The organism is Allobosea sp. FG18 (assembly GCF_057809495.1).
The window spans coordinates 13678-39745 of sequence record NZ_JBMDKB010000029.1; the positions used below are offsets into that span (position 1 = coordinate 13678).

Below are 26068 nucleotides of genomic sequence, written 5' to 3' on the forward strand. Positions count from 1 at the left end.
TCCATGTCGGTTGAAACGATCCAGTCCGAAGCCACCTTCCACGCACCGGAAGTGCTCGCCAATTTCCTCCTCGAACAGCGCGAACGCTTGCGGCTGAAGGCTGAGACGCGAGCGTTCTCTGTCGAATTCGTCCAGACCAATGGCATCACCGGCATGTCCGAGCCAGATCTCCATATGGAGTGGTTCAACGACGTCGTCTGCGATGCGTCTCGCCGGGCCTCGGCCGCCCAGGATCCCGATGGAAGCTACCGAGCGTGGCTGGCCCAGCGCGTTCGCGACCCCTTCGCGGTCTCGTATCGCACCTACGACAAGATGAAACGCCGGTGGAACATCGAGTCGGTCAACTTGATGATCAATGTCGTCTGGCACCAGGAAATTGCCTGGGCGCAACGGACGCGGCTTTCGCCAGACGACCGAGACGCCTTCCTTGCCAACCTGTTTCTCGTCGCTGCCGCCAAGGATCCGTCACGCGAGTGCCTGAGGCTGGCAGAAGCGCGGGAGATCGCGGCACAGGATCCGGCTTATGCAACGGCAATCGAGCATGATTTCCCGCCTGGTCAGATCAGGATGGATCCGAATATCGGCGCGCGCTTCGTTCCGCTGTGGCTGCGTACATACCGTTTCCAGACGGCCGAGCGCTTGAACACGATGAACGGTACCCAGATGATGCACCTCGCAGAGAAGGTGCGGCAGATGGAGAAGCAAGAGCGGCGCGTGATCGTCGCTGAACGCGCGGTCGCAGCCTGTCGCCGAAACCCGATCTCCCGCATGATTGGCGTGATTTCGGTCGCGATCGAGGTCGGTTGGGATGCGGACTTGCTGGTTGCCGCCGAGCAGCTGTTCCTGGAAAAGCTTCTGAAGGGCGAGCTCACGCTCGCGCCGGACACCGGTCTCCCCTACACGGAATTCACGCAGTTCGTCCGCACCACGCCGGCCGAGGCACTCGCAGATTTGACTGGCCCTGAGTTCAACCTGACCTCGGAAGCTGACCTGTTTTCTGTGGTCGCGGACTCGCGAGGCTTCGTCAACGCGTTGCCGGACAACTACCACAACCTTGGCGCGGCCGAGGTCGAGGTCTTCCGCGCCTGGCTAGCGCCACTCGCCACGCGAAAGCGGGCCGTTCCGCGCGATCTTGTGGTCGATTATGGCTTCCATCTCGTAGCCCAGAGCTTTCGCAGGATTCCGACTTTCAACGGCTGAAACTAGGCTGGTCTGATCACGAAGGATTCGCGATCAGAATGCAGCAGGCACCCGTTCAAACCCGCCTTTCCGACCTCCTGGCCGAGCACAAGCTCGGCTTCTCGGTCGCGATCGCGCAGACCAATCCGGCAATGCCGGCGTCCTTCTCCCAACATCAAGTGCATTGGGAGGCCTCGCTGCTGTGCCGCGAGCAGCTCGTGACAACCTTCACGGCCTCCTTCGATCTTGAGCTGTTCGGAGCTGCGCCCCCTCAGGATATCGACCTGCTTGGGTTTCTCGCCGCTGATCTCACAGAACTGCAGGCCAATCCCACCCCCGAAGCCTGGCTCGCCCGTATGAAGACCGCTCCGGAGGATCCGGCGGCCTCGCGTTGGCTCTGGTGCTACGAACAGATTTCGCTCGTCGGAGACGAGATATCGGCTGTGCTAGGCCCGGAGGTCCTCAGCGCGATCGTCAGCGCTATCGACGATACCGTCACGACGCGCGCCTTGCAGCCATCGATGGCCTGACCATCGGAGTTCGGCCCATCAATGGTAATCATCGGACTCGATGGGTTAGACCATCGGCGCTTAGCACCGATGGTGAGTCCAGCCGTCAGCATTCAACAACTCCGATCATCGGTGTTGAGCACCAATGATGAGTCCTATCACCATCGGTGTTCAGCACCGATGGTGACTCCTTGCGGTATCTAGCTGTAATTTCGACGGTATTTGGTCTTCCGGTCGCCATCAGACTCGGAGCTCAACCACCATGAAGCCCATCATCGGACTCTTCCTTCCGTTTGCCTTCATCTCATCGGTGTTGAGCACCAATGGAGATTCCATGGCCCATCGGTGTTGAGCGCCGATGGTGAGTCCTTCTCGCTATCCACCACCTGGTTGAGGCGAGGGTTGATCCTGGCCGGCACCCGCCAGAGTGTTTCTTCCGTGAACGATTCCGGAACAGGCCGATCAGTGAGCGACCAACAGACCCCTTCTCTCTACCTTGGCCCGTGCCGTCTGCTTGATTGGAAGCAGGGCGCCCGCCAAGGCATGACGGTCGACCTTGTGGTGCAGTTGCCGGGGGCAGATGGCGCTCATCCCTTCAGGATTGTCCGGACGGGCAAGGAGGCCGGGCAGCGGGTCGCGCTGATGGTGACCTTCCCGCCCTTCGACGATGGGCTGTACGGCCATGTCATCTACGAGGGCGAGGCGGTGGTGCTGCGCTGGTCCGAAAATGATCGCACCGGCATGATGGTGCGGTTCGAGCTTGACGATGGCCCTGACGGCGTGACCGGACGGCATCCGTTCTTCGGGTTGACGATCGGCGTCCGAACCGGTGAACCACTGGTCCTGAATGCCATCGCCATCGCTGACAACGAGAAGCAGGTTCCTCCGTCGGCGGTGCGTCGGAAGGTCCCGTTCGATCAGATGCTGCCGACGGCTCAAGCCAGCATCCTGGGGCGTGATCCGCGCTTCCGGACCTTCCTGTCGAATTGTCTCGATTCGCTCGTTCCGGAGGCTCAGATGCGCAACAGCCTGCGTCAGCTTGAAGCCGGGAACCCAGATAATTTCCCGACAGCGGCGGTCCGAGCCATTCTCGGTGTCGTGAGCCGCAGCGTCATGAATAGTGAGACCCCCGAGGGATCACGGGCCAGAGAGCGCTGGAAGAACCTCAGGAGCCTGTACACCGACCATCTTTGGGGCCGGCCCGTGCATCCTTCGTCGATGACCGAAATCCGGCAATGATGCCGTTTCTGACTTTCCTGCCCTGCCGCTATCGTTCGAGCCTGGACGAATTAGCGAGCAGGGATGAAGAACAAGCTTAACATGCGCGACCCCAACCTTTGGCGTGGGGTGCCTGCGGAGCAATTGTGGTCGATCTTCTCGGCCGCAATGTCCGAGCGCGCGTCTGTTATGGGGCTTGGACAGCCGATGCCGCAGCGCGAGCTCCGCTCGCCACCTGACCATGACCAGCAGTCAAATCCTCAGGGCCGCCAGGGCTGAGCTGCCTCGCTGGGCGAGGTCTGACCTGTTCAGTTGGTGCGAGGAGATGGAAATCGATTCTCCAGACCTCGCATCGGCAATCCTTCATGTCTCTCTTCCGACGCTGGCGAACTGGAGGCGTGATCCTGCGGGCGAAGTCCCTCCTCGCGTCGTCGCCTGCGCTTTTGGCTACGAGGCCTGGCGCGGCGCCGGACTTGGCGAGCGTGTCAACTTTGCTGAGCCGACTCGACCTTGGTTTGATTCCTGGCTCGCAAGGAATGGAATCGACGGATACGGCCGCTTCGCCAAGGAAATGGGCTATCCGCGGCAAAGAGCCGGTGACTGGTTCCACGATGGGCGCCATCCAGAATGGCTCGTTCAGGCCTGTTTGGGGCTTGAAGCCTTGCGCCTGGACCTCATCCCCGGAAATTCAAGGACTGCACGGGTAGTTCTTGCGAAAGTTTGAAGGATCGCCTTGACCGATCCTGTGGCGTCTCTGACAATCCTGCAAGAACCGTTAGATTTGTGTCCTTGGGGATTCCGTAATGCATCCTTCGAAGCGAACCCTGCGGCTGGCGCTCCTCGCCGGGTTTGCAGTCCTTTCCATCCCTGCTGTCGCGCAGGAAGCCGGCTTCGGGAAAGACATCCCGATCGGCGCTGCCGCGCGCCAGATTGTGCCGGAGGGGTTCAAGGTCGAGATCGCGGACGGCGTCGACGCCGGAGCAAAAGCTACCTGGAGCGGAGGCGGCTGGCGCCAGTCGCTGGCCGCTGCGGCTCGTTCGGCTGGCTACGCCGCTGTCATCTCGGGCGAGACGGTTCGGATCGTCAAATCGGCCAAGCCGGTTGCGACGCCTGCCACTGAGGCCGCGGAGCCTTCCGAGGAGCCGAAGCGCGTTCGTCGCGCGGCCTCGGCCCGTCAGACGGAACGTCATGTCGAGCGCCGCGCTCCGCGCCACGCTCGCGTGACCGAGACGATCATCGAGCGCGAGTCGGTCGAGACAGTCTCTTCGTCCGGCTTCGTCATCGTGTCGGCGAAGCCCGATCGGGGGCCCGAGCGAGACGGATGGAAGAAATACGAGAGCAAGTCCTCGGGTCCGGCGCCTGTCGCTGCCTCCTTCGTTGTGCGCGAGGGTCAGAATCTGCGGGCGGTCCTTGAGGATTGGTCCGGCCGTTCCGGGTGGAAGCTCGTCTGGAACAGCGAATACAGCTACGCGCTGAACTCCAGTGCCCAGTTCAAGGGCACGTTCCATGAAGCAGCGCACGAGCTGTTGCGCTCCATGGCCCATGTCCGTCCCCAGGTCACCGCAACCTTCTTCGCCGGCAACAAGACGCTCGTGGTCGGCAATGAGCTGGCCGACGCGGCTGGCCAGTGAAACGCCACACGGAGCATCCGATGCGTCCCAACATCTTTTCCCGCTCGCTCCTCCTGGCGTTGAGCTTCTCGACCGCTCTGGCAGGCTGCGCCTCGACTGAGACCGCTGTTCAGACCAAGAATGCGCGTGACACGGCCGAGCGCCTGAACGCCGTTGCGCCCCAGCCGATGGCGGCTCGGGATGTTTCGGCTGTTCGGTCCACCGACCAGGTCTATGTCGGCGCTACTGCCAAGCTGAACGATCATGGCGATCCTCTCCCGGGCAAGTGGGAGAGCGGGAGCGTCACCCTCGGCAAGGCTCGTCTCGTCTCCTTCCAGGAGGTCGCTGCCATCGTGACCGAGCAGACCGGTATTCCGGTCGCTGTCGCGTCGGTCGGTCCTCGCGGCGGTGGTGGTGGCGGTGTCTCCGCAGCGCCGGCGATCGGCGCCGGCGTGTCGGCTGCTCCGCGCGATTCCCTTGGCGCGGCCACCGCAGCAATCGCTGGCTCGGGTGCCCCGGCTCTTCAGTTCGCGGCGCTGGAATCCCCGTCGGGCGATCTCGGCGTCAGCGGCCGCATGCGCCTCTCCTACACCGGACGTCTGAGCGGTCTGCTCGATCTCATTGCGACGAACTTCAACGTCAACTGGGAATACAAGGCGGGACGGATCGTCTTCAGCCGCTACATGACTCGCGTCTTCGAGGTCCCGGGTCTGCCGATCGCCACCAAGCTCGCCTTCAACATGAAGGCCGGCAGCCAGGTTTCTGGCGGCGGCAGCGGCCAGGGCGTCGGCACGACGTCCACCGGTGGCACGGATCAGTCCGCCGAGACGACGTCCTCCTTCGAGGTCTGGAAGGAGATCAGCGAGAACCTGACGGCGATGGTTGGAGGCGACGGCCAGATCCAGGTCGCCTCTGGCCAGGGCACCGTTACCGTGGTGGCGACCCCGTCGACCATGAAGCGCGTCACCGACTATCTGCGTAGCGTCAATCAGGTGCTTTCGCGCCAGGTTGCGATGAGCGTGAAGGTCTACTCGGTTCAGCTGAAGGATGGCGACAACTACGGAGCCGACATCAACCTGCTGTTCCAGAACGCGGGCAAGTACGGTCTCCGCTTCGCCACGACTGGCTCTCTGCCGGCTCCGGTTACCGCGATCGGTCAGGTCCCCGTGCCTGGCGCCGGGCAGAACCAGGGCCTCGGTTGGGCGATTCTGGATCCTTCCCTGAATACCCAGGGCTCCGGCCTCGTTCAGGCGCTGTCCACCCGTGGTGACGTCTCCGTCGTGACCTCGGCCTCGGTGACCACCATCAACGGCCAGCCTGTGCCGTTCCAGGTGTCGAACACCCGCGGCTATCTCGCCCAGGTCGCTGTCACGCAGTCCTCGGGCTCGGGCTCGGGCGCCTCGACCGCGCTGACGCCTGGCTCGGTGACGACCGGCTTCAATCTCCATCTCGTGCCGAAGATCCAGAAGGACGGCACCATTCTGATGCAGTACGCGATGAACATCAGCGAACTCGTCGGCAGCCAGAACGGCTTCGAGACGTTCTCGTCGAACGGCAGCACGATCCAGCTGCCGAACGTGAACCAGCGCAACTTCATCCAGCAGGCCATGCTGCCGAACAATGCGACCCTCGTGCTCGCAGGCTTCGAGCAGGTGCGGTCGTCGTCGCAGAACAGCGGCACCGGCCATTCGGCGCTGTGGCCGCTCGGCGGTCAGTCGGTGAAGACGCTCAACCGCGAGATTCTCGTGATCGCGATCACGCCCACGATTCTTGAAGTGGGCGCAGCCTCCAACCTCGCCACGGTCCCTGCGCAGCCGGTGGTCAACCGCTGAGTTTGGGATCGGGCATGGGGATGACGAAGCATGGCCAGTGAAGATCAGGTCCATGTTCTGAAGCTTGCCGGCCGCACCTATGCGGTTGGCCTGCTCTGGAACGAAGCCGACGACGTCCAGAAGGTCGCCGAGGCCGCGCGCGCGCATGCCGCACGGCTGGAGGACCAGGACCTGTTCTGCGTCCGCGCTGGCGTTGCTCAGTACGGTCTCGGGTCGCGGGCCCTTGGCCACTCCAAGGGGCAAGCTTCTCTTGCCGCTCACATGGCGGATTCTCGCCAGGGAAGCTGGCTCGGTCTCTTCGAGGTCGATGGCGGCTACTATCTGCTCGCAGTTCGCGACGGCGAGATCCTCTCCGAGACCGACCAAGTCTATGGCGACGAGCTCGATGCCAAGGGCAAGTTCGAAGAGCTCCTCGGTCATTCCGAGTGGGGCGAAACGTTCTCGCCTGCCTCTCTCAGCTTCGAGGGCGCGCAGGACGTCGAGATCAGCTCCTTCCTGACCGGCTCGCGTCCGCCGACGCTTCAGGACACGAGCAAGGTCGGCTCGGCCCTGAAATGGATCCTCGTGATCGGTGCCGGCGCTCTGCTGATCGCCGGCGGCCTGATCTACATGAAGATCCAGGACGACTTCGCCTACCAGGAGCAGCTTCGCCGCCTCGAGGAACAGGCGAAGGCGAACCTTCCCGGCCGAAACAAGGTCGAGGAAGTCCAGGTCCCGCCGATGCCGTGGGAAGGCCGCTTCACAGCCGCCACGTACGTCCCGGCTTGCTCGGTCTCGATGAAGAAGGCCGTCCTCTCCATCCCGGGGTGGAAGCCGAAGTCGATCAGCTGCGTCGGAACCGGCAACTCGGTCCTGCTGTCGATCGAGCGACAGGCGGCCCTGGGCAGCGGCGGCGGCACCATCAACTGGGTTCGTTGGGCTCTCGACCGCGCCGGCATGAAGGCGGCCAGCGCATCCCCCACGGGCGATAACGGTGTCGACGTGAGCTGGACGATGGAAGGCCAGCTCGAAACCTCGAAGCCCGCTCTCGATGCGCCGCGCCTCGCGGATGCGCGTCGCTATCTTCAGTCCTGGCTGGAGGAGACGTTCACCCAGATCCGCTGGTCGAACGGCGATCGCAACGAGTTCTTCGAATCCATCAAGTTCCGGTTCGAGACCCCCTACGATCCTTCTCGCTTTTCCACGATCCTTGGAAAGGTTGATGGATTGACCATCGATTCGATCACCCTCGACCTCGGGCGTCTTCGCTACGTGGTCGAAGGCGCAATCCATGAACAGAAACCGCTTCCGGCAGGCAAGGTCGCCGCCAATCGGCCGAAGCAGTAAGGAGCCCCGCCGTGCTTAAGCGTTCGCTGATCACCTTCGCCCTGCTGGGTTCTGTCGCCCTCCCGGCGGTCGCCCAGCAGTCCCTGCCGCCCCTGCCCTCCGGCGGCATGCCCAGCGCCCCCATCGTGGTTTCGCCAGGCCCGGGTCAGGCCCCCATCGGCCTGGTCCCGCTCGCCGAAGCGGATGCCAAGGTGCCCGGTGCGCCGGCACCGATCGTTCCGCAGCCGGATGGCGGCTTCAACGTTCAGCCTCCCCAGGCCGGCGCGGAAGATCCTGCCAAGCGCATGAACCTGCGCGGCGCGACCGACTATGCCGAGCGCATGCAGAATGACGCGCGCGAGCGTCTGCAGGGCCTGACGGCGCGTGATGGCGCGCCCAATGCGCAGGTTGCGCCCGGCCAGGGGCCCCTCGGCACTGCGCCGATTGCCAGCGCCTCCGATCTCGAAGCGCTCACCGGCATTCAGCGGAACATCAGCCTCCTCGAAGCGCAGGTGAAGGAAGCCGAGCTCGCGGTGAAGCTGTGGGGTACGCTCTACAACAACGCCTCGGTCAAGGAATGGCGCGAGGAGGAGAAGAAGGCGAAGGAGGCGGCCGCGAAGGCTGCTGCCCCGCCGCAGGTTCCGGGGCTTCCGGGCCAGCTCAATCCCGCCATGGGCGGGGCGCCCGCGCAGATCATCAATCCCGAGCCGGTCGTCGTCGAGGTCCGCGGTCGTACCGCGACGCTGCTGATCCCCGGCAGCGGCCAGGTGACCGTCCGCGAGGGTCAGACCCTTCCTGAAGGCCGGATCGTGAAGGTCTCGCTGTCGGGTGTCGAAATCCAGCGCCCGACGGGCCGTTCCGTTCTCGGCTGGGGTACCAGCTTCCCCCTCACTCCTCAGGCAGCTCCCCCGCTCGTCGGAAACGGCTTCGCCTCTCCGATGGGTCGCTGACAAGGCCGGATTTTCATGGGCGCGCTAGCCGACAAGATCGCATCCTTCCTGGGTCTGGGCGGTAGCCCGAAGGCTCCGGCGAAGCGCGCCTCCGGCAAGGCCAACAGCCGGCCGGCGAACAGGCCGGCGGCTGCGGCTGCGCCTGTCGTCGCGAAGCCGGTCGCGCCTGCCTTTGGTGAAGACGATGCGGATGTGACACCGATCCGGGCGCCTGGCATTGCTCGCCGGCCCGGGACTGGGGCTCCGGCCGTCAAGTCGGGATCCAACCTTCCGAGCCCGGTGACTTTGAGCGGTCTGCCCGCGCGCGCGGCCAGCGACAAGGAAGTCGAGGAGCTGCAGAAGTTCAGCGGCGACGTCGTGACGGGCGCCGAGGGCCAATTCAAGCTCACCGAGCGTCAGATCCAGATCTGCGCGGCCCTGTCGGACGGGACGCTGCTCATCGCGGAATCCGCCAAGGGTTCATCGCCTGCGTCGTCGGCTCGGGCGCTGCTCGACCGGGAAGGCTACAAGATCAAGCATATTCTGCTTGTGCCGATGGAGGTCATCCGGTCGGTCTACGAGACCTATCACAAGCGTGTCGGCTATGTGAGCTCGCAGGTCGATATCCAGGCGATGCAGCGTGTGGTTCTCGACCTGATCAGGACCGCGGCCCAGGCCAATTGCTCTGACATCCACGTCGATGTGGGTCGCCACGAAGCGAACATCCGTGTTCGGTCGGACGGCGTCATGACGAAGCTGCGCGAGCTGCCCTCAGGCATCGCGCAGGAAATGCTCATGGCCGCCTTCCACATGGCCGACGCATCGGACGCGACTTACAAGCAGTACGACGGCCAGGACGCCCGTATCACCTCGCTGAAGACCACGCTGCCGGAAGGCGTCCAGGCCATCCGCCTGCGCTACAACCCCCTGCCCGACGGTGGCCGCCACTGCGTGATGCGGTTGCTTTACGCGGATCGACGCAAGTCGGCTGGCGATGTCGACGTGCTCGGTTACGCCGAGCATCATGTCCGGCAGATCCGGGAGATGCGCTCGCGCCCCTATGGGATCAACATCATCTCGGGCCCGACCGGCTCGGGCAAGTCCACCACACTGCAGACCTCGCTCCAGTCGACGATCCGGGAGAAGCATGGCGAGGTGAACGTGCTCACGGTCGAGGATCCGCCGGAATACGAAATCCGTGGCGCGATCCAGCTTCCTGTGACCAATGCGACGTCGGCCGACGATCGCAACGAGGCCTTCCGCCTCGCGATTACCGGCGCCCTGCGCTCCGACCCGGACATCCTCATGATCGGCGAAATTCGCGACGCGGCTTCGGCTTCGCTCGCGTTCCAGGCGGCGATGACCGGTCACCAGGTCTGGGCCTCGCTCCACGCGAACAACGGCTTGTCCGTGCTCGATCGTCTGCGCGACCTAAAGGTCGAAGAGTACAAGCTGTCCGACGCGTCTCTGGTGACGGGCCTGATCGGCCAGCGCCTGGTTCGGCGTGTGTGCCCGCACTGCGGTCTACGGACGCGAGAGGCGCTCGATCGGAAGATCACCACGGAAGCCGAAGTCGAGCTTCTCGGTCGCATCTTCACGGCGGAGGTGGTCGATAATCGGCTGCGCTTCGCCAACCCGGACGGCTGCAGTCAGTGCCGGTCCGGCTATGCGGGTCGGTCGGTCGTGGCCGAGACGATCATCCCCGATGAGAAGTTCATGGAGTTCATCTCCCGCGGGGAGAAGGTCCTGGCTCACCAGTACTGGATCGAGAACCTCGATGGCATGACCATGCTGGAGCACGCCCTGATGAAGGTCGCGGCCGGCGAGGTCGATGCGAACGAGGTTCGCTACAAGGTCGGTGTCATCCAGAGCGCCGAGCCCGATCGGATCCAGCACTTCATCGCGCAAGAACATCTCCTTCTCGCTTCGTGAGACTCTGAATGACCAGTTTTCGGAACCTCGAAGAAGCCTTCATCCGGTTTCAGTTCGGGGGCAAGGATCGCCTCAGGATTTATCGCAAGCTCGCAAGGCTACAGCGCAACCGCGTCACGATGACGGAGTCGCTGAAGACGATGTGGCGACACGAGAGCAACGAGGGCAAGAAGCCCAAGAAGCCGGCGGCGATCGCGCTCGACGCCTGGCGTCGGCGTGTCGAGAACGGCAAGTCGATCGGTGATGCCATGGAAGGCTGGGTGCCGGAGAGCGACCGGACCATCATCCGTGCCGGTGAAAAGGCCGGCTCGCTCCCCGAGGCGCTCGACGACGCGATCTTCATCCACATCGGACAGAAGCGCATTCGCACCGCGCTGATCATCGGCATCTCCTACCCTTTCGTGATCTTCTGCGCGCTGATCACACTGCTGGTGATCGTGGGGACCAACGTCATCCCCTCGTTCAGCACGATCGTGCCGCGGGAGCGGTGGACGGGTTCAGGCGCGATGCTGGCCTATATCGCCGACTTCGTTGAGGTTGGCCTGATCCCATCGCTGGTCGGACTCGTCGTGCTGACCCTCGTGATCTTGTGGTCCATGCCGCGGTGGACCGGGCGCGCGCGGGTCTATGCCGACCGTTTCCCGCCGTACGCGCTCTATCGCCTGGTTCGAGGCTCCGGTTTCCTGCTGTCCTTCGCCACGATGGTGAAGTCTGGCATCAAGACGACGGAGGCTCTCAGGATCATGATCCGCGGCACCTCCCCCTGGATGAAGGAACGGCTCACCAAAGCTCTCGCGATTATGAACGACGGCACCAATATCGGTGACGCGCTTTATCGCAGCCGCATGGAGTTCCCCGACCGGGAAGTCGTGCTCGACCTGCGCACCTACGCCTCGCTCGACAAGTTCGATGAGGCGCTGACGACGATCGGCCGCGAAAACCTTGAGGAGACCGTTACGCGGATCGAGCGGAGCTCCGCCGTCATGCGCAACGTCTGCATCGGCCTGCTTGCGGCCGCGTTCGGCATGATTGTCGGCGGCATCTTCTCCCTGCAGTCCCAGATCACGTCGACGTTCTGATGACAGCGATCGTCAACTCCCCCGACCGTCCCGACCGCCTGTGTGACCTCGACTTCACCGACATCTACATGTCGGAGGCGGGCGAGGTTTACATGCGCGGCATGACCGATGTTTCGGAGCCGCTTTATATGGTTCCGAAGAACGCCGTCGCGGATCTCGACGACGTCCATCGCCGCGTCTGCGCCATGGGTCAGCGCGAGAACGAATTCGTTCTCGACCACGACAATGTCCGCTACCGCATTACCAAGATCCAGATCGAGCATGGCGCGAGCTATCACATTCGCCGCTCGATGTTCCCGATCCCGCGGCTCAAGCCACTCGGGCTCCCGGTCGAGGTCGTGCGCGCGCTTGCTCCGATCGGCAATCCCGGCATCGGCGGCCGCCCGCGCGGCTTCGGGCTGATCCTGATCGCCGGCACGACGGGACAGGGCAAAACCACGACGGCGTCTTCGCTGCTGCAGGAGTATCTGATCAACTACGGCGAGATCGCGATCACGATCGAGGACCCGCCGGAACTGATGCTGGAGGGTAAGCACGGCCAGTTCGGCGTCTGCTACCAGGTCAAGGTCAAGGACGGCGATTTTGCGCCCCTCGTGCGCCAGGCCCTGCGGCAACAGCCCCGCTACATCATGCTTGGAGAGGTCCGCGATCCTTCGAGCGCGCAGGAGGTGCTGAACGCCGCGCTTTCCGGTCACGTCGTCCTGGCAACAATCCATGGCGGTTCGATCGAGGAAGCGCTGCTTCGGATGATCAATTACGTCGCGTCGCGCGTCGATCTGAACATGGCTCGCGACATGCTGGCTGACGGTGTCGCGGCGGTTCTCCACCAGGAGATGCGCAAGATCCGCGCCTCGGACGGCCGGGTTCAACGGCGACTACTCGTCCAGTCCCTGTTCTTCGGGAAGGAGCGCGGTCTTCGCCAGAAGATCCGGACCGGCGACATCGGCATGCTCGGGACCGATATCGAGGCGCAACGCAACCGCATGGCGAAGGGAGAGCTGCCGATCTGATCGGTGCGAGCGCCCATGATCCTGTTCATCGTTCTTCTCTTCCTGCTCTTCATCGCGGCCTTCTACGGGACCACTCGTGAGGATCAGGCGCTTATGCGTCTCGACGAAGGCCAGGCAATGGCGCGCCAGCTCGTGATCCAACACGCTGCGGCCGTCCAGCGCTGCAGCACGAGCGGCCCCTGCGTGGTCGGCTGGATCGATACCGCCGATACCCTTCCGACGACCTTCCGCGGCAACCCTCCGTTTGTGGCGCGTATCGGCGAAGCCCTGCCTCGGTTGCGGTCATATTACACGGGCGACTTCATCGTCACCGCTTACGCCGACATCAACAGCGATCCTCAGCTGGCGCGATACACCTATGGGCATATTCAGGGCCAGATCTTCACGGCTCTGAAGCCTATCTACCGATGCGGCATCGGTCGTTGGGATGCAGCCGGCAGCGCCGTCGTCGTCCGGGGCTATGCGCAGACCGGCACCGGAGCTCCAGCTACACCAGGAATCGGCAGCATCGTCGTCCCGGTGCCCGGCTTTCCAGGCGTGAGTGATGGAACGCCGACGCTGGTTTCAAAGACGCAGGGTGGAGTCAGCTGCGGATTCTAGATCGCGGCCATTGAATCCATCGCATTTATCCTGGATCATCAGGTCAATCCTTTGATCGATCCGCAGTGAGGTCGTCATGATCAAGAATCCGGGGACCACCAAGGCCCGCCGGCGCCGCGGTCTTACCCTGCTCGAAGTGTCAGCCGCGCTGGGCATCCTGGTGCTCGTCATTGGCGGGCTCGCTCAGCTCGTCGCGCAGACCGGCGAGAGCGTTCGCGCCCGTGGCGCGGCGGAACGCCTGCGCGAAATCACGAAGGCGTCGCAGCAGTACATCGATGCCTATGCGCCTCAGCTCCTGCAGCATCCCACCGTCATGGCCGACCAGCCGCTCGTGATCCCCATCGGGCGAACGAACGCAGCATCTCTGCCGCCCAACGGTCCGACTGCGACGCTGCCGAGCGTGCAGGGCGCCGGCATGCTCTACCGGGACTTCATCGATAACAATCCCTACGGGCACTCGCACGCGCTTGTGGTCCGCAAAATCGACCCTGTGTTGCCGAACCAGAAGGCACGCATCGAAGGAATGATCGTCAGCCAGGGGGGCGCGGCCATCCCTGATCGCTCGATCGGCACCGTCGCGACGCTGGCCGGCGCCCAGGGCGGCTTCATCATGCAGGTCCCGGTCGCAGGGTTCACGACCAACGATATCGTCGGGACCCGCGGCGGCTGGCGGGCGCAGGCCTCCAACTGGACCGCAGGCTCGGTTTCTCCGCAGCCTGGTCACGTCATGTCGGTTGTCGGCGTCAACGACTCGACGCTGAACAGCCCCTATCTTGCTCGTATCGATGTCGGAGATCCCGAGCAGAACACCATGCGAGTCGCACTCGCGATGGGCGGCAATGCCATCACGAATGCGCCCGCGGTTTGCGCTGGCGGGGCAACCGCGGCCGGTTGCGTCGGCACCTCAGGCACTGTCGAGATCGGGCCCAACATTCATGTGAATGGCGAGGTTGCTGCCGGTGGGAACATTACCGCGGTTGGAACCGGCAATTTCGGGAACGGTGTCTACGCGCCGATCTATTACGATCGGACCAACAACACCTACTACATGCAGCCTGCCGGCCTCACCAACCTGAACACGTTGCGGACCCAGAGCTTCTCGCTCGATACGCGGGTCAGCGGGACCTACAACAAGTCGGCGGTCTTCGGCGGCAACGGCACCAACAACCAGTACCGTCTCGGGGACCTTCTACCGCGCTACGTGCTCCAGGAGGGCTACGCGGCGAGCAGCGGCGCTCCCAACGTCTACAAGCCCCTGTGCGGCAATGGCGGTGAGGCGAAGATCATCCTCCACCCGCGCGCGGATTCCTGGGCCTTCCAGGCGAACCTGAACATCACGGTGACGGATGACGGCGTCTCGACCTCGCCGGCCACGACGATCGTGCGGCGCCAATACATGGCGTCGGACCTCGGGACCTACTGGCGCGTCAACCTTACGGGCACGGACCACGCCGAGGCGTGGGAGGCGATGGCCATGACCTATTGCTATTACCCGTGATCGCGAAATCCCGGTCCCATCAAGGTAGAATAGACCGACGAGTCCTTTCCGGCGCAGGTCGATCAGGGAACACCATGAAGAAGCTGTCACTCAAGATCGCGGCCTTCGCTACGCTGGCTATGCTGGCGATGGCGGCCCCTTCGCATTCAGCCCCGAGCCCCGACCTCTCCCCCGCATCGATTGGTGCGGTGCGGACGGTGGAGCAGGCATCCCAATGGCTGGATCAACTCGGCGAGCGCGGCGCGGAGAAGACGTCGTCAGAGGCACGCATTCAACTCGCCCAGACCTATGACCACACCTGGACACCGGGCAATGGCTACGCGCCGTACAATCCGGGCGTGATCATCAATGACGGGCGCTCGAAGGGATGGTGGCAATATCAGTACTACGCCATCCAGACCGGCGGCACGAACGGCTTCATCATCGTCTACTACAACCTGGTCTGTGTCGGCCCTGGGCGCTGCGGCGCGACCTCAGCCGCTTCCAGCTGCTGGATCACGGGCTATGGCAATGGGCCTTGCGCGGAAGGGCCGAACGCCTCGATCCCGCGGAATCTGTGACAACAGCAATCTCATCATGGAAACGCCGGCCTCTCGATGGAGGCCGGCGTTTCTATTTTCGGGCAGCCTAGATTCGGAATTGGCCGATCGACGGTCCCAGCGTCTCTTCCGCAAGCTGGAGAATGCGCTCTACCCGGATGTCATGGGAGGCGCATCCTGGCGTCAGCTTCACGCTCTGCACGAGCACTTCGGTGCCCGTCTCCTCGTCCGTCATGACAAGCTGGGTTGCGTTAGCTCCCTCATGGACGCCGATCGGTCCACGAAGTACCCGGACTTCGTCGCGTGTGAGCTGTCGACGAATGAGGTGCATCGGCTCAAGGAAGCCGCCGGTGTATTCCGTAACGGGCACCATCGACTTGGCGACGGCGCCCATGGCGTCGACGATGTCTCGTTCGGTGATTTCTTCCTTGCCCCTGGCGAGAGCCCTGGCGTAGGCGGTCAAGCGAGCATCTCGATAGAGGGATGCGTCAACGACATAGACGTCAGTGAGGTCGCTCAGCTTTATCTCGACCGGCAGGCTTTGATCGTACGAATCCATAGGGTGTTCACGGCGGGCCCGCGGATCAGCCGAAGCGTAGATGAAGCCCTCGTAAGCGATGGGGTCTACCTTGGCTCGCGGGCGATCACCTAGCCTGAGAAGGCGCGTTCCGCCCCGCAGCGCATAGTCGTCTTCAGGTCCTTTAGGTTCACTAAGGAGGTGATGAAGGCGGTGATCCCTGACCCAAGCGTAGAGCTTCGGAAAATCAGGGGGCGCCGGCGTCGCCGTTACGGGCAAGAGGTTGGAAAGCCCCGCATCAGGGCCTCCGAGCTCAGCAGAAGGGAGCTTGATCAGCTGGGCAATGATCCGGTCGACCACCGCTTCGACCTTGGCCACGATCTCGATGAGAGCAAGGGCCGTCGGCTCAGCACCCTCGGGATCATATTCCCTTCCCAGGTCGTTGGTGTGGAGCAGGATTCCGCGATAGCGCGGGAGATGGCTTGCTTCGTACCGGAGGTATGACTTGCGCTGGCCATTGAGCTTCGCGTTGGTTTTGAAGCCCTCGATGAAGGCCTTGGCATCGGCCTTCCAGTTGCGGCCGACATAGATCGCGGCGGTCGGACCGCTGTTGTCGGAATAGGTGACGAGCTCGATCCCCGGCGGGATTACGATCTCGCTTAGACCGGCAGCGACCGCCTTGCCGTCGCGATCGACGTCGTGCATCCCGAAGGTGAAAACGAAAGGCCCTTCCGGCAGGTCGCCGCTGATGCGCTGGACTTGGCGGTGCAGGTTGCGCCCGGATCCTCGGATCGCCAGCTCCACGTTGAAGCCGGGAGCGTCCCATCCGACACGGGCGAATTCCTGGACGAGCCGCGCGCCAGCGTGCGCGAGCGGGTGACGGTTTCCCTCGTTCGGCCAGACGAAGTCGGGTTGTGCCAAGGGGAAGTCATCACGGTCGATTGAAAGCGCCACGGCGAGCCCTCCTGTGTTGGACGGACTGTGCGCCGGTTCGATGCATGTCGGAAGCAGCCGTTGCTGCTCGCCCACGGGGAATGCAGGCAAGGAAGCCTCATGCAGTCGTCAGGGCGGCCTTGCTGAATAGCTCCTGGGTCAGGAGCCGCAGCCGCCGACGGCCTTCGTAGACGGTCTCCAAGCCCCAAGCAGGGTTCTGTGCTGCGACGCCACTCTCGACGAGGTGGCTCAGCCAAGGCTCATGCAGGACCTTCAAGCTGACTGCGCGCGTTTCGGTGATGTGGCCTTCCTCGCAGACGTACTCCGTCGCCTCGAAGCTGTCTTCGAGATCGGGATCATCCACCAGCACCAGCCAGTACTCCTTGCCGTCTTCCATCCGAAAGAACCGGACGCGCCGGCGGCACTCTCCGTCGTTGCTCTCCACCCGGCACTCGATCTCGCAACCCGCCTTGGAACGACGGATCATTGAGATCTCGGGGTCGCAGATAGCCTTGTTCAGAGCGTGGCAGGCGAGCGCAGGGTCGGAGTAGGCAAGTTCGGCTTTGTGGGGCCGCTCGACGATACAGAGGCCGTTCACCGCGTCCATCGACACGACAGCGATGAGACCGCCATCCGGGCGGACCACCGAAAAGGGGTTCGCCTCCATGAGGTCAATGAACTCGCGCTGCGAAAACATGGGCAACTCCGTACTCCGGCCCACGAATCCATCGAAACGGCCGCCAGGGAAGACTGCCTTAACGACTTGTTAACAGATTTGGCTCGGGAACCAGTCTCGACGCGTCAAATCCTATCCATTCCTACCCGGCGGGAGTCGCCGATTGGTAAATTTGTTCCGATCGAGCTGTATCGCACTCGCTCGGGACTGCCTGGTTAAGCGAACCCGCGCTGCGAGATTGCGGTGATGGCCTCGGCCGCCCCTGAATAGTGCGAGCCTGCAAGCCTAGATTCACCGTTACAGATGCCGTGAACCCTGCATCGTGGTAGGCGTCGAGCCGTTGTGACTTTCCCGCTCGCCCTGTCTATTGATGCCGTCGCATCGATTTCAAGCACCGCCGTCGGGGAGCTCACATGGCCGTATCTGCCAAAGCCTATCTCCTGGGCTCGCTCTCGACCACGGAACTCCGTGCCGCCCTTTCTGGCTTCGAAGCGATTGAAGATAACAGCATCACCGTTAGCGAGCGATGGCTGACTTTCAGCGACGCTGCGGGCGTCCAGCGAAAACTTTTCGTGTCTCAAACGGACGAGCCGAGCCTGGTCCCCGGCGAGCTCACTTATGTCAACATCGGGGTTACGGAACCGGGCCCGGCCTTGATCCAAGCGCTGGTGGATCGCTTCGGCGGATTCCTCAACTTGAACGACGGGCAAAGCGATGAGTGGATCGCTGTTCAGGCGACCCACGCCATCGAGCATGCGGATCCCGAACAAATGTTGATCGTCGAGCTCGCGGCGGTGGTCGGTCAGGAGGCGATCGAGAAAATCATTCCGAACCTGTTCGACCGCGAGAAGGTAGGTCGCCTCGAGGAGGCCTTCGCGCGCTATCGAGAGCGCCGGGAGGCTATGGAGCCCTCCGGGCCGTCGGTCTAGCGTCCGGCGGCCGCCCCTCCAGTGCGGGCGTCGCGGCGCCTGATCCTGCTGTCGACGAAGAGGATGAAGAGCCCCCGGGGCGAAAGCAGCGGAACGCCGTCTCGCTTCAGCACGTCTTCCATAAATAGCCGGACCTGCGTTCCCGAGATTGGGCTCTTAGGGTCCAGAAAGCGTTTGCTCGCCTCGTCGATGATGCCGGTCCAATGACGTTTCGGGACGATGCGCCGGCTGTTCAGGACGGCGTTCGATGCCTGCTCACCAATCATGCGGGCAAGCATCCCCTCGCGGCTTTCGACTTCGTCCTGCGTAGCCATATCGGCAGCGTCCTATCGCACCCGGGCCTTCAACCGTTTTGGCAGAGTCAGGTTAACGGATCAAAGCCCGGGTGCGAACCGGCGGGGGGCACCGGGCGGCGCCGCGCGAGGTGGAACGGCCGGCGAGGCGGCGGGGGTCTTCAGGAAGTCAGGCAGCGCGTCATCAAAGAGCGGCGGCTGCTGAGCGAGATCGAAGGCCGGAGCCCCGTCGGGGTCCCCAAATGTCGTGTCATCGGCGAGCTGCGCCTGGACGGGCGCCGGCGCTGGGCGTGGCCCCGTATGTGGCGGACGTCCCATCGGCGGAGCAGCCGGCGGCAGGCGCGGCGCGCCGAGACGCAGCTCGCCGGGCGAAGAGGTTCGAACCTCCATCGCAACGTGAGGAGGATCCAGTGGAACGACCGTAGTTCCATTGCCGATCCCGACTTCTGCTTCCTCAGTTCTCTGGTCAGCGCTGGGAGCGTCCCCGCCGATATCAGCGACCTCCACCGGATGCTCGACGAAGGACGCATCGGCCTCCTCTACAGGTAGATCGTCGTCCGTCAGCTCCTGTTGAGTCTCTTCACCCGCCGCGGTGTCATCATCTTGAGCAGTGAGCGCCTGCTCTTCGGGCGTGTCCGCCTCGATCTCGGCAACGGCCGCTGGGCCGACATCGTCTGCCGCGGGCTCCTCAGGAACCTCTTCCGCAGGAGCGTTTGTCCCAACAGCCTGCGCATAGCTGACGATTGCAGCCTGCTCACCGTCGAATGGCGGGTCAGGGAAATTGGCTGGCTCACGCGAAGCCGCGGCGGTTTCGGCGCCGACAGGGACCGTTGCGTCGCCGGGGAAGTGCTCGGCCTCGTTGAAGCCTGTGCACTCGATGCGCCAGATCGCGAAATAGAGATGGCGCTTCCAGGCCACGCGCCCGAACCGGCGGGCGTATTTGGCGAGCCCTGTCCGGTCATTAGCTTTGACCGCGTCCCTCGCCTCCTGGACGATCTCGCGAGCCATCCCGAGATGGTTCTTGGCAATCGGAACGCCGAAATAGTCGAGACGGTCGTCTCCAAGATCGACGATCTGTTCCGAGGCCGGCGCTTCCACCGCACGCGGGATCTGCGGCGACAGGCGGGGAATGACCGGGGCAGGCTCCACGGCTGCAACGGGAGCAGCTGCTGCCGCCGCTCCAGGGGGAGCCGCGACTGGTCGCGCCACCGGCGCCGGTGTCGGCGCGCGCGGCGCGACCTCATCGAGTGTCACGAGCGGATGGCCTGCGACCCGATCGGCGACGGCATTGAAGAGCGCGTCAACCAGTTCGGGGCCGCCGATCTTGGCCAGGATCGATCGCGTTTCGCCTTCGAACCTGTCAGCCATTTCCTGCAGGCGCGCGATTTCGGCTTGGATCGCAAGCATGCGACCCACTCGAACTTCGGCGTCGGCAAAAATCTGGGAAGGCAGGTCCTGAAGCGACATAACGGTCCTCAGCGGAGGGCGGCCAGGAAGGCGTCCATATCCGGCGGCAAGCCGACGGACGAGAACAACTTCCCATCAGGCGTCGTGTAGGCAAGGAACGGGGTCGAGCGGATCATGTAGCGGGCGGCAAAGCCGTTGTTGATCCGGATATACTCGCCGGCACGCTCGCTTTCCGGGCTGCCGACTGCCGGGCCCGGCTGAACCGGAACGTTATCGATGCTGCCCTCGCCCGCGAGCCAGGCCTTGGCCGGCTCGGCGCGGCCGAGGATCGACCTCGTCAGCGGCTCGGAGTTGCGCAGGCCGGCGATCATGATGACACGCACCTGGATCTTGCCGTCGAACACCAGCGGCTTCAGCTTCGCCCAAGCCTGGTGACAGAACGGGCATTGCGGATCGGCCAGCATCCAGATGGCGGGCCGGTCTTTGACGCCCACGGTGAAGAAGACGGTCGTCTTCATCGCCTCCATGAAGGCAGCGACGTCCTGGCCGGGATAGCGATACTGGTCGGACGCGCTGGCAGGCTTCGAGGAGATCTGGTGAACGTAGGGGACCGGCGTGGGGACCCCGGCGGGCACCGGGGTCTCAGCCGGACCATCGGTACGAAGACCGGCGCCGACTTGGACGGGCGCCGTCGTCGCCGGGGCGGACTTAGTGTCGATGGTGGAGCTGGCGGGGTTTGCTTTCTGCGTCAGCGACTTCGCAACTTCCGGCGAAACCGGCTCGGCGCGCGGAAGCATCCGACCAGGCTCGACAGGCGAGGACAGGCCGTTCTGGCGAGCCTGCTCTTCTTCGAGGAAACGCTGCTGGAGACGGCCGACCTGGACGCCGGTCATCATCATGCCGCCGCGCTTCACGAGCACGCCGGCCACCGCATGCTTGCGATCGGGGGTGACGTACATGGCCTGGATCTTCCCGGGCGCGCCGCCTTCGGCCGGAGCCTCGACGAGATAGCCCTGAACACCGCCGTCGGTTCCCTCGAACGGCGTGATCTTCATGCCGAGCGACTTCATCCAGTCGATGAACTCGCCTTTGGGATCGGCCTTCGGATCGCTCTCCGGGACGGATGGCAGGAGTCCGGCATCGATACCGGGCATCTGCTTTGCTGCCTCGCCGAAGCGCTTGAGCATGGCCGCGATCTGGTCGTTGGTGACGTTGTGGCCGCCCGACTGAAACAGGAGGCCGGCGATGAGATGCTCGCCGTCGGGAGCGACGTAGAAGGCGTTGAAGCGACCGTTGGCCGCCTCGCCCAGATAGGTACGCAAGCCAGCGGTCTCACCGAGAGAGGTGATCTTCACCCCTTCGGAGATGACGTAGCGGATGACGGCGGGGAGCTCGCCGCCGCGGCCGGCGAGAGGATTGCTCGGCTCACCGGTGGGGCTGGGAAGCGCGATCGCAGAAGAGCCGCCGGAGATGACCGGACCGATGCTCTTGCTCGGCTCCGCCGGCGCCGGCTGGGCAACGGCGCCCGAACACGCGATGAGGATCGCGGCGGAAGCGCCGAGAAGGTCTTTCTTGATTGCCCGCATGGAGCCGACTCTCCGATCATTCAGAAAACCTGATGATCTAAAGGCCGGTTCTTGCGTGGGTCAACGATCTGCGACTCAATCCTGGTGGATTAAGCTCTCCGTCTTTGCGGAGGAGGCGCCGGCGGCTTTCCCTTTGAAGGATTGTTAGGTTTCGCGGGCGCGTCCTTTCGATCCGGGAAGATCGCGTGATCGCAGTTGTCGGAGGAACCTCGCGTCCAGTTGTTGCAGGCGAGGAAGGCCTTGCCCTTGTTGGGCCCATCCTTCGTGATCGTCCGCCGTATCATCTTGCCTTTGCCGCACTTCGGGCATGGCTGCCCCTCGCCGGCGATCGGCCGGCCCTTGATCTTCTGTTCCGACGTCCAGGCGAAATGCTTACAGGCGTCGTCCTTGGTGAAATCGGCCGCGCTGCAGCGGATGTAGCTGCGCCCCTTGTTGGGCCCGTCCTTCTGAACGATGCCGCTCTGCAGCTGTCCCTTGCCGCAATCCGGGCACGGCTTGCCGTCGTCCGGGCTAGAGGCCTTCTCGACATCGGTCCACGCGAAATTGCGGCAGCCGCCTTCGGTCTTGAAGTCGATCGCCGAGCAGGAGATGAACGGCCGGCCGGCGTTCGGCCCCTTCTTGGTCGAGACACGCGACGTCATGGTGCCCTTCCCGCACTCGGTGCAAGCCTTGCCCTCGTCGGGATGCTTAGGCGCTTCCTTGACGCCTTCCGGCCGGCCGCGGTAGCGACACTGGGCGTTCGGGTCATCCTTGATGAAGTTGTCGCAGCGCAGGAAGCGTTTGCCCTTGAAGGCATCATCGAAGGGCCATGTGCGGGTGCGCAGCGTGCCCTTCTTGCATTCAGGGCAGGTATCGCCATGGCCGGGCAGCGGCTTCACGCCAAGGGCCGCGACGTTGACCGGTTGGGTCTTCGCCTCGTCGATCAGGATGCGAATGGCCCGCTCTTGCTCGGCCATGAAGCGGTCGAGGGTGAACTCCCCGTCCCGGATCTTCTCCAGGTAGGTTTCCCAAAAGGCGGTCATGTCCGGGCTGGAGACCTTCTTTGGCAGCAGGTCTATCAGCGCGCGTCCGAGCGGCGTCGATACGATGATCGATTTCTTGCCTTTGGATTTTCGGACGATGTGTCCGACATCGATGAGCTTGGTGACGATCGCTTTTCGCGTTGCGGCGGTCCCGAGCCCAGAGCTCTCCTTCAGCTGCTGTTTGATCTGCGGATTCGTGACGAAGCGATGGATCGCCATCATGGCGTCGATCAGGCTCGCGTCATCGAAGTGCGCCGGGGGCTTGGTACGCTTGGGGCCAAGTTCAGTGGCCTTCACGTCCACCGGATCGCCCTTGGCCATCGCAGGTAGGGTTCCCTCGACCTCTTCCTTGTCGTCATCGTCGTCAGCCTCGGCGCCGAAGACTTTTTTCCAGCCTACATCGACGATGCGCTGACCGGTCGCCTTGAACCGATCCACCCTGTCGCCTTGAGGAACGGATACGGTGACAGCTGTCGACTCGTACCGATAATCGGGGTGGAATTGAGCAATGAAGGTCTTCGCGATGAGCATGAAAACACGCTTCTCATTGCCCGACAGAGCTGCGATCCGAGAGGGCGTCGCCTCAGTTGTCGGGACAATGCCGTAGTGGTCAGAGACCTTGCTGTCGTTCCAGACCGGCGACCGAAGCTTGAGGTCGGCCTGGGCAGCGTGCTCTGCCAGATCGGCTGCCTTGGCCAGATTGGCGATGATTTGGGGCGCCTCTTCTGTGAGAAGCGTCGTGGGAAGGTAATCCGATTCAGGCCGAGGATATGAGGTTAGGCCGGTATCATAGAGCTTCTGCGCGATCGCATCCGTCTCTTCGAGCTGCAGCCCGAGCTTGCGAAAGCACGCCTTTTGAAGCGAGCCTGCCGAAAACGCCAGCGGAGGCGGCGTGTGCTTCGGTGTCTTCTGGAGGTCGGACAAGGTCCCTGTCTTCCCCGCAACCCGGTCTATCACGGATTGAGCGACGGCCTTGTCGAGCAGTTGCCCATCGGCGTTCTGACCGGGCGTATCCTCGGGCATGATCCAGCTCGCCTTGAACGGGCCATTCGCATGCTGGAACGTCACGCCGGGGATGAAGTGATCGACCGGCTTGAAGTTTTCGATCTCGCGATCGCGATCGACGACGAGCTTCAGAGTGGGTGTCTGAACTCGGCCGACCCGAACCTCGACGCCGTCGACGCCAGCCTGGCGCACGACGATTGCGAAGGCGCGCGTGGCATTGAGCCCATGGATCCAATCTGCCCGCTGGCGCGCCAAAGCGGCGTGGGAAAGATTCCGCTTCTCGGCATTCGGAAAGGCTTCGCGGACCGCCTTCTGGATAGCGCTGTCGGTCATCGACTGGATCCAGACCCGCTTCACATTGGCAGCGAACGGGTCTAGGCCATATTTCAGCAGGATCTCGTCGATAATCAGCTGACCTTCGCGTTCGGCGTCGCCCACATGAACGATCTCGTCGGGCTTCTCCCGAAGGCACTGGCTGATGGCCTTGATCTCGCCGGACATGTCCTGCCGAGCCGACATTTTCCACTCGGTCGGCACGAACGGAAGCGTATCGAGTCGCCAGCTCTTCAGGATCGGGTCGTATTCTTCGGGCTTGGCGTTTTCGAAGGCGTGACCACGCGTCCAGGTGACGGTGTCCTGTCCGACCTTGATAAGGCCCTGACCGTTGCTCTGGCTCGCTCCCGTTATTGCGGAGACCGCCTTGGCGATCTCGCGTCCCAGGGACGGCTTCTCGGCGATGTAAAGCCTGCGGACCACTCATGAGCTCCGAATTGAGAGCGCAAGTTTCAGGGCAATTCTTGAGCAAATCAAGGATTGATGCGTTATTCCTCATGCGGGAGCTGATGGCGGCCCCGCTCCTGAACCCGAGATGCCCTTGCCGAACACCGTGAACCAGCCTTTCGATCTCACCCCCGGCGTCACCAGGCCGGCTGGCCGGGATGCGCTCGCGCGGGCCTTTCGCGCGAAGACCCGCACGGTGTTGCCGAGAAGCCGCGGCGCGTCGTGGCCGGGACCGGGAATGATCGGGCTTGTGTCGTCGGAGGTCGAGAAGAATGAGCTCGTCAGCCGTGGCGCTTACATCGATTCCTACAAGCGCCTCTCGATTCCCCGATCCGAGGCCACTAAGGACGAGTGGCAGCCATTCGTTCCGTTGATCGCACGCAAAGCGTTCGTCCCGCTGATGACCGAGATGATCCCGGAAAGCTCCTTCGGCGCGTCGCTCACCAATCTGCTGACCGAGGCGGCCTGGAAGGAGATACGTCAGCGGGCCTATCGAGCCGCGGGCCATGTCTGCCAGTGCTGCGGAGAGAGTTCAGGGCCTCTGGAATGCCACGAGGTCTGGAGCTTCGACGACGAACCCGTGGCGGACGGGTGGTGCCGGCAGACGCTTCGGCATCTCATTTCGGCATGTCATGACTGCCATGCCCTCTTCCACCCAGGATTGGCTTCGCTACGCGGGCGTTCAGATGCCGTGATCGAGCGCATCAAAGCCGTCAACGAATGGACCACGCAGGAGCAGGTAATCGCTGCTCAGCACAACAACCGGCTCTTTCTCGAACGGAGCCGCAAGCGGTGGGCACTGGATCTGAGTATTCTTGAGGTCGACGGCCCGCTCCCGTTGAAGCCGAACTGGAGCTTCAGCGAGCGCTCTGGCGTCCTGGCGGCGCGGACCCGGACTGGACTGTCCCGCACCCGGATCACCGGCCTCCGCCACGGGCTCACCTTGGCGAACGGCGAGACAGTTTTCGAACAGGTGCCCCCTGCGATGACTAGGCCCTAGAGCTTGGGGCCCGCGGGCTCGTCTGTCTGTTGTTCGTAGCTCTGGTCGAAGCTCAAAAAGGCCGGATCGACCTTGTCGGTCAGCCAGACGCCATTGTCTGCCTGCCAGAACAGGTGACCGGCAGCCCACATCTCGGACGCGGCCACAGTGAGGACCACCGGCCGGCCGTGACGGCCGCCGACCTTGAGGGCGGTCGGGATATCCATGGAGAGATGGACCTGCTGGCGACCACGAGGCTCCAGCCCGGTTGCAAAGATCGAGTCGAGGGATGCTGCCGCGGTGCCGTGGAAGAGCACCGCAGGCGGCTCCTTCGGCACGAGCCCGAGCTCGACCTTGATCGAGTGGCCCTGCGCGGCCCGGATGAAACGTCCGTCCTCGGAGATCGTGAACCGCTTCTTGTCGCTCGTTGCAACGACCTCTTCTAGCATCGCGCGGTCGAAGCGCTTGCCCGCCTTTTTCGACTTGGCAAGCAGATCGTCAATGCGCACCCAGCCGGCGGCGTCGAGCTTGATGCCGATCTCTCCAGGCGCATGTCTGAGCACGAAGCTCAGGAACTTGCTGACGTCGCGGACGCTCATTGTTGGTTCCTATCCGAGTTCCGCAATCCTTCGTTTGCGAAGCTCGTGACGACTTCGATTCGGGCCGCCCAGGCAAATGCAGACATGATCCTATCTAGCATG

The 26068-nt window shown here is 63.4% G+C and carries 23 protein-coding genes; 16 read left to right on the plus strand and 7 right to left on the minus strand.

The features are described 5' to 3' along the window. Positions 1-3 precede the first annotated feature (3 nt). From ACODTJ_RS25160 to ACODTJ_RS25225, 14 genes are all read left to right on the plus strand, one after another. Positions 4-1200, plus strand: coding sequence for a hypothetical protein (locus ACODTJ_RS25160; RefSeq protein WP_488850589.1), 1197 nt, complete (start codon positions 4-6; stop codon positions 1198-1200). 38 nt (positions 1201-1238) lie between these two features. Further along, on the plus strand, positions 1239-1709 hold the full coding sequence (locus ACODTJ_RS25165; protein WP_488850591.1) for a hypothetical protein: 471 nt from the start codon (positions 1239-1241) through the stop codon (positions 1707-1709). Positions 1710-2231: 522 nt separating this feature from the next. Beyond that, the gene (locus tag ACODTJ_RS25170) at positions 2232-2927 is read left to right on the plus strand and encodes a hypothetical protein (protein ID WP_488850593.1); all 696 of its coding nucleotides are present in this window, start codon (positions 2232-2234) and stop codon (positions 2925-2927) included. 304 nt (positions 2928-3231) lie between these two features. After that, complete coding sequence (locus tag ACODTJ_RS25175) at positions 3232-3630, plus strand: hypothetical protein (RefSeq protein ID WP_488850595.1); 399 nt, start codon at positions 3232-3234, stop codon at positions 3628-3630. Positions 3631-3709: 79 nt separating this feature from the next. Next, a complete protein-coding gene (locus tag ACODTJ_RS25180; protein ID WP_488850597.1) occupies positions 3710-4537 on the plus strand; it encodes a toxin co-regulated pilus biosynthesis Q family protein in 828 nt (275 codons plus the stop codon). A gap of 20 nt (positions 4538-4557) precedes the next feature. After that, complete coding sequence (pilN, locus tag ACODTJ_RS25185; RefSeq protein ID WP_488850599.1) at positions 4558-6348, plus strand: PilN family type IVB pilus formation outer membrane protein; 1791 nt, start codon at positions 4558-4560, stop codon at positions 6346-6348. Positions 6349-6378: 30 nt separating this feature from the next. Further along, on the plus strand, positions 6379-7674 hold the full coding sequence (gene pilO2 / locus ACODTJ_RS25190; RefSeq protein WP_488850601.1) for a type 4b pilus protein PilO2: 1296 nt from the start codon (positions 6379-6381) through the stop codon (positions 7672-7674). An 11-nt stretch (positions 7675-7685) separates the two neighbouring features. Next, on the plus strand, positions 7686-8603 hold the full coding sequence (locus tag ACODTJ_RS25195; protein ID WP_488850603.1) for a hypothetical protein: 918 nt from the start codon (positions 7686-7688) through the stop codon (positions 8601-8603). A 15-nt stretch (positions 8604-8618) separates the two neighbouring features. Beyond that, positions 8619-10514 carry a GspE/PulE family protein gene (locus ACODTJ_RS25200; protein ID WP_488850605.1) on the plus strand — a complete coding sequence of 632 codons (1896 nt, stop codon included), beginning with the start codon at positions 8619-8621 and terminating at the stop codon, positions 10512-10514. Positions 10515-10522: 8 nt separating this feature from the next. Continuing rightward, the gene (locus ACODTJ_RS25205) at positions 10523-11593 is read left to right on the plus strand and encodes a type II secretion system F family protein (protein ID WP_488850607.1); all 1071 of its coding nucleotides are present in this window, start codon (positions 10523-10525) and stop codon (positions 11591-11593) included. Next, on the plus strand, positions 11593-12603 hold the full coding sequence (locus tag ACODTJ_RS25210; RefSeq protein WP_488850609.1) for an ATPase, T2SS/T4P/T4SS family: 1011 nt from the start codon (positions 11593-11595) through the stop codon (positions 12601-12603). Before ACODTJ_RS25205 ends, ACODTJ_RS25210 begins: the two co-directional genes overlap by 1 nt. A 15-nt stretch (positions 12604-12618) precedes the next feature. Then, the gene (locus ACODTJ_RS25215; RefSeq protein WP_488850611.1) at positions 12619-13203 is read left to right on the plus strand and encodes a hypothetical protein; all 585 of its coding nucleotides are present in this window, start codon (positions 12619-12621) and stop codon (positions 13201-13203) included. Positions 13204-13279: 76 nt separating this feature from the next. Then, complete coding sequence (locus ACODTJ_RS25220; RefSeq protein ID WP_488850613.1) at positions 13280-14701, plus strand: hypothetical protein; 1422 nt, start codon at positions 13280-13282, stop codon at positions 14699-14701. Positions 14702-14775: 74 nt separating this feature from the next. Continuing rightward, on the plus strand, positions 14776-15261 hold the full coding sequence (locus ACODTJ_RS25225; protein WP_488850615.1) for a hypothetical protein: 486 nt from the start codon (positions 14776-14778) through the stop codon (positions 15259-15261). A 67-nt stretch (positions 15262-15328) separates the two neighbouring features. Here ACODTJ_RS25225 and ACODTJ_RS25230 read toward each other — a convergent pair whose 3' ends face one another. After that, the gene (locus ACODTJ_RS25230; protein WP_488850617.1) at positions 15329-16711 is read right to left on the minus strand and encodes a hypothetical protein; all 1383 of its coding nucleotides are present in this window, start codon (positions 16709-16711) and stop codon (positions 15329-15331) included. A 97-nt stretch (positions 16712-16808) separates the two neighbouring features. Then, a complete protein-coding gene (locus tag ACODTJ_RS25235; RefSeq protein WP_488850619.1) occupies positions 16809-17387 on the minus strand; it encodes a hypothetical protein in 579 nt (192 codons plus the stop codon). Positions 17388-17779: 392 nt separating this feature from the next. Between ACODTJ_RS25235 and ACODTJ_RS25240 the strand changes: the two genes are divergently transcribed. Then, positions 17780-18295 carry a hypothetical protein gene (locus tag ACODTJ_RS25240; RefSeq protein ID WP_488850621.1) on the plus strand — a complete coding sequence of 172 codons (516 nt, stop codon included), beginning with the start codon at positions 17780-17782 and terminating at the stop codon, positions 18293-18295. Here the strand turns inward: ACODTJ_RS25240 and ACODTJ_RS25245 are convergent. The 4 genes from ACODTJ_RS25245 to ACODTJ_RS25260 all read right to left on the minus strand — a co-directional run bounded on the left by ACODTJ_RS25245 (position 18292) and on the right by ACODTJ_RS25260 (position 24364). Further along, positions 18292-18609, minus strand: a complete 318-nt coding sequence (locus ACODTJ_RS25245; protein WP_488850623.1) for a hypothetical protein — start codon at positions 18607-18609, stop codon at positions 18292-18294. The genes ACODTJ_RS25240 and ACODTJ_RS25245 overlap by 4 nt on opposite strands. Positions 18610-18669: 60 nt before the next feature. After that, a complete protein-coding gene (locus ACODTJ_RS25250) occupies positions 18670-19995 on the minus strand; it encodes a hypothetical protein (RefSeq protein WP_488850625.1) in 1326 nt (441 codons plus the stop codon). Positions 19996-20063: 68 nt separating this feature from the next. After that, complete coding sequence (locus ACODTJ_RS25255; RefSeq protein WP_488850627.1) at positions 20064-21581, minus strand: thioredoxin domain-containing protein; 1518 nt, start codon at positions 21579-21581, stop codon at positions 20064-20066. 89 nt (positions 21582-21670) lie between these two features. Continuing rightward, positions 21671-24364 (minus strand): DNA topoisomerase 3, encoded by a 2694-nt coding sequence (locus ACODTJ_RS25260; protein ID WP_488850629.1) that lies wholly within the window; start codon positions 24362-24364, stop codon positions 21671-21673. A gap of 118 nt (positions 24365-24482) precedes the next feature. Between ACODTJ_RS25260 and ACODTJ_RS25265 the strand changes: the two genes are divergently transcribed. After that, on the plus strand, positions 24483-25388 hold the full coding sequence (locus ACODTJ_RS25265; RefSeq protein WP_488850631.1) for an HNH endonuclease: 906 nt from the start codon (positions 24483-24485) through the stop codon (positions 25386-25388). On the opposite strand, the gene ACODTJ_RS25270 is transcribed toward ACODTJ_RS25265, so the two are convergent. After that, complete coding sequence (locus ACODTJ_RS25270) at positions 25385-25966, minus strand: RNA 2'-phosphotransferase (RefSeq protein WP_488850633.1); 582 nt, start codon at positions 25964-25966, stop codon at positions 25385-25387. The genes ACODTJ_RS25265 and ACODTJ_RS25270 overlap by 4 nt on opposite strands. Between the last annotated feature and the right edge of the window lie 102 nt (positions 25967-26068).

Excerpts from the sequence above, each read along its gene's own strand:
- ACODTJ_RS25160 (WP_488850589.1), top strand. The coding sequence starts at position 4 with ATGTCGGTTGAAACGATCCAGTCCGAAGCCACCTTCCACGCACCGGAA.
- ACODTJ_RS25165 (WP_488850591.1), top strand. The coding sequence starts at position 1,239 with ATGCAGCAGGCACCCGTTCAAACCCGCCTTTCCGACCTCCTGGCCGAG.
- ACODTJ_RS25170 (WP_488850593.1), top strand. The coding sequence starts at position 2,232 with ATGACGGTCGACCTTGTGGTGCAGTTGCCGGGGGCAGATGGCGCTCAT.
- ACODTJ_RS25175 (WP_488850595.1), top strand. The coding sequence starts at position 3,232 with ATGGAAATCGATTCTCCAGACCTCGCATCGGCAATCCTTCATGTCTCT.
- ACODTJ_RS25180 (WP_488850597.1), top strand. The coding sequence starts at position 3,710 with ATGCATCCTTCGAAGCGAACCCTGCGGCTGGCGCTCCTCGCCGGGTTT.
- pilN (WP_488850599.1), top strand. The coding sequence starts at position 4,558 with ATGCGTCCCAACATCTTTTCCCGCTCGCTCCTCCTGGCGTTGAGCTTC.
- pilO2 (WP_488850601.1), top strand. The coding sequence starts at position 6,379 with ATGGCCAGTGAAGATCAGGTCCATGTTCTGAAGCTTGCCGGCCGCACC.
- ACODTJ_RS25200 (WP_488850605.1), top strand. The coding sequence starts at position 8,619 with ATGGGCGCGCTAGCCGACAAGATCGCATCCTTCCTGGGTCTGGGCGGT.
- ACODTJ_RS25205 (WP_488850607.1), top strand. The coding sequence starts at position 10,523 with ATGACCAGTTTTCGGAACCTCGAAGAAGCCTTCATCCGGTTTCAGTTC.
- ACODTJ_RS25210 (WP_488850609.1), top strand. The coding sequence starts at position 11,593 with ATGACAGCGATCGTCAACTCCCCCGACCGTCCCGACCGCCTGTGTGAC.
- ACODTJ_RS25215 (WP_488850611.1), top strand. The coding sequence starts at position 12,619 with ATGATCCTGTTCATCGTTCTTCTCTTCCTGCTCTTCATCGCGGCCTTC.
- ACODTJ_RS25220 (WP_488850613.1), top strand. The coding sequence starts at position 13,280 with ATGATCAAGAATCCGGGGACCACCAAGGCCCGCCGGCGCCGCGGTCTT.
- ACODTJ_RS25225 (WP_488850615.1), top strand. The coding sequence starts at position 14,776 with ATGAAGAAGCTGTCACTCAAGATCGCGGCCTTCGCTACGCTGGCTATG.
- ACODTJ_RS25235 (WP_488850619.1), bottom strand. The coding sequence starts at position 17,387 with ATGTTTTCGCAGCGCGAGTTCATTGACCTCATGGAGGCGAACCCCTTT.
- ACODTJ_RS25240 (WP_488850621.1), top strand. The coding sequence starts at position 17,780 with ATGGCCGTATCTGCCAAAGCCTATCTCCTGGGCTCGCTCTCGACCACG.
- ACODTJ_RS25245 (WP_488850623.1), bottom strand. The coding sequence starts at position 18,609 with ATGGCTACGCAGGACGAAGTCGAAAGCCGCGAGGGGATGCTTGCCCGC.
- ACODTJ_RS25250 (WP_488850625.1), bottom strand. The coding sequence starts at position 19,995 with ATGCTTGCGATCCAAGCCGAAATCGCGCGCCTGCAGGAAATGGCTGAC.
- ACODTJ_RS25255 (WP_488850627.1), bottom strand. The coding sequence starts at position 21,581 with ATGCGGGCAATCAAGAAAGACCTTCTCGGCGCTTCCGCCGCGATCCTC.
- ACODTJ_RS25270 (WP_488850633.1), bottom strand. The coding sequence starts at position 25,966 with ATGAGCGTCCGCGACGTCAGCAAGTTCCTGAGCTTCGTGCTCAGACAT.